General features: G+C 37.6%; 6 protein-coding genes. 5 read left to right on the forward strand and 1 reads right to left on the reverse strand.

The window, feature by feature from the left end; translation table 11 throughout:
• A partial coding sequence (locus tag AAGC65_RS17770; protein ID WP_343113806.1) for a hypothetical protein occupies nt 1-263 on the forward strand: 263 nt, incomplete at its 5' end.
• A gap of 19 nt (nt 264-282) precedes the next feature.
• Here the strand turns inward: AAGC65_RS17770 and AAGC65_RS17775 are convergent.
• Nucleotides 283-1722 carry a tetratricopeptide repeat protein gene (locus AAGC65_RS17775; RefSeq protein ID WP_343113807.1) on the reverse strand — a complete coding sequence of 480 codons (1440 nt, stop codon included), beginning with the start codon at nt 1720-1722 and terminating at the stop codon, nt 283-285.
• 581 nt (nt 1723-2303) lie between these two features.
• On the opposite strand from AAGC65_RS17775, the gene AAGC65_RS17780 reads away from it, so the two are divergent.
• The 4 genes from AAGC65_RS17780 to AAGC65_RS17795 form a co-directional block, all read left to right on the forward strand.
• Complete coding sequence (locus AAGC65_RS17780; protein ID WP_343113808.1) at nt 2304-2450, forward strand: hypothetical protein; 147 nt, start codon at nt 2304-2306, stop codon at nt 2448-2450.
• Nucleotides 2451-2501: 51 nt separating this feature from the next.
• Complete coding sequence (locus AAGC65_RS17785; protein WP_343113809.1) at nt 2502-2645, forward strand: hypothetical protein; 144 nt, start codon at nt 2502-2504, stop codon at nt 2643-2645.
• Between the two features lie 48 nt (nt 2646-2693).
• Nucleotides 2694-2834: a hypothetical protein gene (locus tag AAGC65_RS17790; protein WP_343113810.1), complete on the forward strand. Its 141-nt coding sequence runs from the start codon at nt 2694-2696 to the stop codon at nt 2832-2834.
• A 66-nt stretch (nt 2835-2900) separates the two neighbouring features.
• Nucleotides 2901-4014, forward strand: a 1114-nt coding sequence (locus AAGC65_RS17795) for a hypothetical protein (RefSeq protein WP_343113811.1), incomplete at its 3' end; no start/stop codon positions are given.

Consider the following 4014-nt stretch of genomic DNA (forward strand, 5'->3'; position numbering starts at 1 on the left):
TGAAAGATGGTACCATCCATGACCCTAAGAGCAAACTTAAGGTTAAGGCATTTGATCTTGTACAATCAAGGTTTAAACCCCGCCAGGGTGAGGTAAGATTTTTTGTTACTGCCGGTGATGAAACCCTTGCCTTTGAAACCGAAGGCTATAACAAACACCGCCAGCTGCTTATACTGCAAATGATATCCTGGTATTGCATTTACCTTGGGCTTATTGAGGCCCAGATACATTCAACGTTACCCAGGGCGTTTAGTCTTTATTAGTGTTGTAAATTTTAATTGATCAGCTATTGCTGCTTTGGTGGGGATTATGCAGCATATCGCTCATTTCAATGATCTTTTCATCAATTTCGGATACACACCTATCCATCATATTGATACATTCCTGCTGATCAACCAAACCTTCTTTTTCCAGATTAATTAGCCCGCGCAAGGTAGCGATAGGCCCCCTGATTTGGTGCGAAAGATAAGATGAATGCTCTGACAGCTTTTTGTTTTTAATCTGTAGATCCTTTGTCCGTTCATCTATAATCTCTTCCAGATGATGGTTAATACGATCCAGATTATCTTTTTGCCTTAACACCTCCTCGTTAAGCATGGTAAGCTGGGCATTGGTTTTTGCCTTGCGTTTCACATTGCCAAACAATAAGCCAATAACAACCAGCAGCAGGCCAGCTACGGTACAGGCTGCCCAAAACCTTGACCGGTCATAAGCCTGCCTTTCGGCCACACGCTCATTTTCCTTTATCTGCTCTTCCTGACGGTGCTTAGCTTCAATAAGCTTCATCTGCACAGATGTATTTGTTTTATAGGTGGTGCTGTCAACTTTGTATATCTCCCTTAAGTAAAATAGCGCACGCTCGTAATTTTTCCGGTTAAATTCCAGTTCATAACTGGTATGCTTATAATCATAGTCCAACTTAGGATCTTTAACCAGTATAGTATAAGCCATGCCTTCCTTAACTACCTCTTCGGCTTCATTATATTTCCTTTGGTTCATATATAATGTAGCAAGCGTAAGATTTATACTCGCAACGCTTTCATTAAGATCAAGGCGCTTTGCCGAATCATGAGCCTGCAATAAAAAAATCAATGCCTTATCATATTGATTAAGCTTAAAATAAACAAAACCTTTATTCAGGAAACACTGAACAAGGTTTACAGAATCTTTAAGTGATTCAAAAACGCTGGTGCTTTGATCGTAAAACCTCAATGCCTGCTGAAAGCTGTTTTTACGGGTATAAACGTTACCCAGATTTAACCCCAGCGAAGCTATCAGTCGCCTGTCATTCACTTTTTGAGCTATGGCCAATGATTTGTTCAGGTAATCCAGAGAGCGGTTGTAATCATGATCCCTGAACAAAATACCCATATTATTATATACCTTGGCCTCACCTGCCAGGTTATTGGCCTTTACAAAGTAAGTAACGCCAATTAAGTAATTTTCAAAAGATTTCTCCGGCTGATCAAGGTAATACCTTCCTATACCCAAAACACGATAAGCTTCACCTATACCATTATAATAATTTAATTTTTTGGCCAGCGTCAAAGCTTTGGTAGCATCGGTAACGGTTTGTTCCGGGTCTATTAAGCGGTTGGCAAAAGCCAGTTTATTTAAAGTTATTACAGCATTGGTGTCATTTACCGATACATCGTCAAAACCCCTTCCATATACAGTGAGTGATATAAAAAAGATCAACAGAAATGTATAGGTTTTTCTCATCAGAGCACTATTACGTTCATTTTATTGTGAAAGTTATGAATTATGCTGTAATATATCTAATTACTATCAGAAAAAGCGTGTTGAAAATTATTTTATTTTTTTTTTCGCATATATCAAAAAACATATTTATATTTGCTTCGTTAAATAATTGATACACAATAGTTTAGTGAAGTATTATTATGATTTTGATAGTATTTTACAGGCATAGAAAAGGCCGTTTATGATGCAATTAAGCAGCATAAAAATATGCAAAATGGCCATATGTAATTATTATACTATCTGATCAATTAAAAACGTAAAAAATATATAAAAATGATTGATTTATACAATAAGATGACTACGCTTAAAACTAACATTTTGTTTCAGCGAACAATATGAATTATTATCAAGAAAAAGTAAAATATTTTTCCAGGTATCAGCTAATTATCGCATTGAAAATCAATATAAAACAGCAATAAACATACTTAATAAATTTTATATACAGGGTAAAAACTACGGTCTCTCTGCATTATTGAACATTAGTTATGTTATTATTAAACAATAGTTAATTGAATAGAATATCAATATAAATATTAACCAGCATGAAAAGAACTATTCTGCTCGCCCTGCTTATAGTAAGCACCGGAGTTTTATCAACATCATCAAAAAGCACTCAGGATATCATCCCAACTGTAACTTTTGGTAAAACATCAGCGGCATTTAAAAGAGATCTGGGCAGCGCCGACTAAGCTTTGCAGATCATAAATAAAGCATTACCCCCCTAATTAAACTATACGATCATGAAAAAAACGATCCTTTTTATCCTGGCCTTAATTTTTACAGGCATCCTTTCTTCTTGCAAACAAGAAACCACCAGGACAGAATTTGCATGGGTGCATTCATTTGCCAATGGATTTAAAAGAGATCTGGGCAGCGCAGACTGATCCTAACGCATGATCAAATACACAAACACTTAAATCAACCAAGGGAACATGAAAAAACTGATCATTATAGCAATTGCCGGCTTAAGCGCTGTAGCAATACACGATCAAAAAGAAACTGTAAAAACCAATATGAGCGGAATCAATTTTACGCTATTTGGTCCCAAAAGAGATTTAGGTAACGCCGATTAAACAAATAACAACAATTAACAACAACAAAAATATTTATCCCCCCTACACTAATTTAAAAAAAACATCATGAAAAAGTCAACCATTATAGCAGCCTTAGCCCTAAGCACTTTCTTAACTTCAGTAGTTAACATTTCAAATGCATCAACAACTGATGGCAGCAAAAGCACTACAAATGCTTCTGGTCCAAAAAGAGAATTAGGAAACGGCGACTTCGCTTCCGGTCCAAAAAGAGAATTAGGTAATGGTGATTTTGCATCTGGTCCGAAAAGAGAATTAGGTAATGGTGACTTCGCTTCTGGTCCAAAAAGAGAATTAGGAAACGGTGATTTCGCATCTGGTCCAAAAAGAGAGTTAGGTAACGGTGACTTCGCTTCTGGTCCAAAAAGAGAATTAGGTAATGGTGATTTTGCATCTGGTCCAAAAAGAGAATTAGGCAACGGTGACTTTGCTTCTGGTCCGAAAAGAGAATTAGGTAATGGTGATTTTGCTTCTGGTCCGAAAAGAGAATTAGGTAACGGTGACTTCGCTTCTGGTCCAAAAAGAGAATTAGGTAACGGTGACTTCGCTTCTGGTCCAAAAAGAGAATTAGGCAACGGTGACTTCGCTTCTGGTCCAAAAAGAGAATTAGGTAATGGTGACTTCGCTTCTGGCCCGAAAAGAGAATTAGGTAACGGTGATTTCGCTTCTGGTCCTAAAAGAGAATTAGGTAATGGTGACTTCGCTTTCTCTGGTCCTAAAAGAGAATTAGGTAACGGTGACTTTGCTTCTGGTCCTAAAAGAGAATTAGGTAACGGTGACTTTGCTTTCTCTGGTCCTAAAAGAGAATTAGGTAACGGCGACTTTGCTTCTGGTCCTAAAAGAGAATTAGGTAACGGTGACTTTGCTTCTGGTCCGAAAAGAGAATTAGGTAACGGTGACTTTGCTTTCTCTGGTCCAAAAAGAGAATTAGGTAATGGTGACTTCGCTTCTGGTCCGAAAAGAGAATTAGGTAATGGTGACTTCGCTTCCGGTCCTAAAAGAGAATTAGGTAATGGTGACTTCGCTTTCTCTGGTCCGAAAAGAGAATTAGGTAACGGTGACTTCGCTTTCTCTGGTCCGAAAAGAGAATTAGGTAACGGTGATTTTGCTTTCTCTGGTCCTAAAAGAGAATTAGGTAATGGTGACTTCGCTTTCTCTGGTC

The organism is Mucilaginibacter sp., from assembly GCF_039207105.1.
Taxonomy (GTDB): domain Bacteria; phylum Bacteroidota; class Bacteroidia; order Sphingobacteriales; family Sphingobacteriaceae; genus Mucilaginibacter.

What these genes read in the sequence shown, in the direction of transcription:
- AAGC65_RS17785 (WP_343113809.1), top strand. Translation starts at nt 2,502, where the DNA reads ATGAAAAAAACGATCCTTTTTATCCTGGCCTTAATTTTTACAGGCATC.
- AAGC65_RS17775 (WP_343113807.1), bottom strand. Translation starts at nt 1,722, where the DNA reads ATGAGAAAAACCTATACATTTCTGTTGATCTTTTTTATATCACTCACT.
- AAGC65_RS17790 (WP_343113810.1), top strand. Translation starts at nt 2,694, where the DNA reads ATGAAAAAACTGATCATTATAGCAATTGCCGGCTTAAGCGCTGTAGCA.
- AAGC65_RS17780 (WP_343113808.1), top strand. Translation starts at nt 2,304, where the DNA reads ATGAAAAGAACTATTCTGCTCGCCCTGCTTATAGTAAGCACCGGAGTT.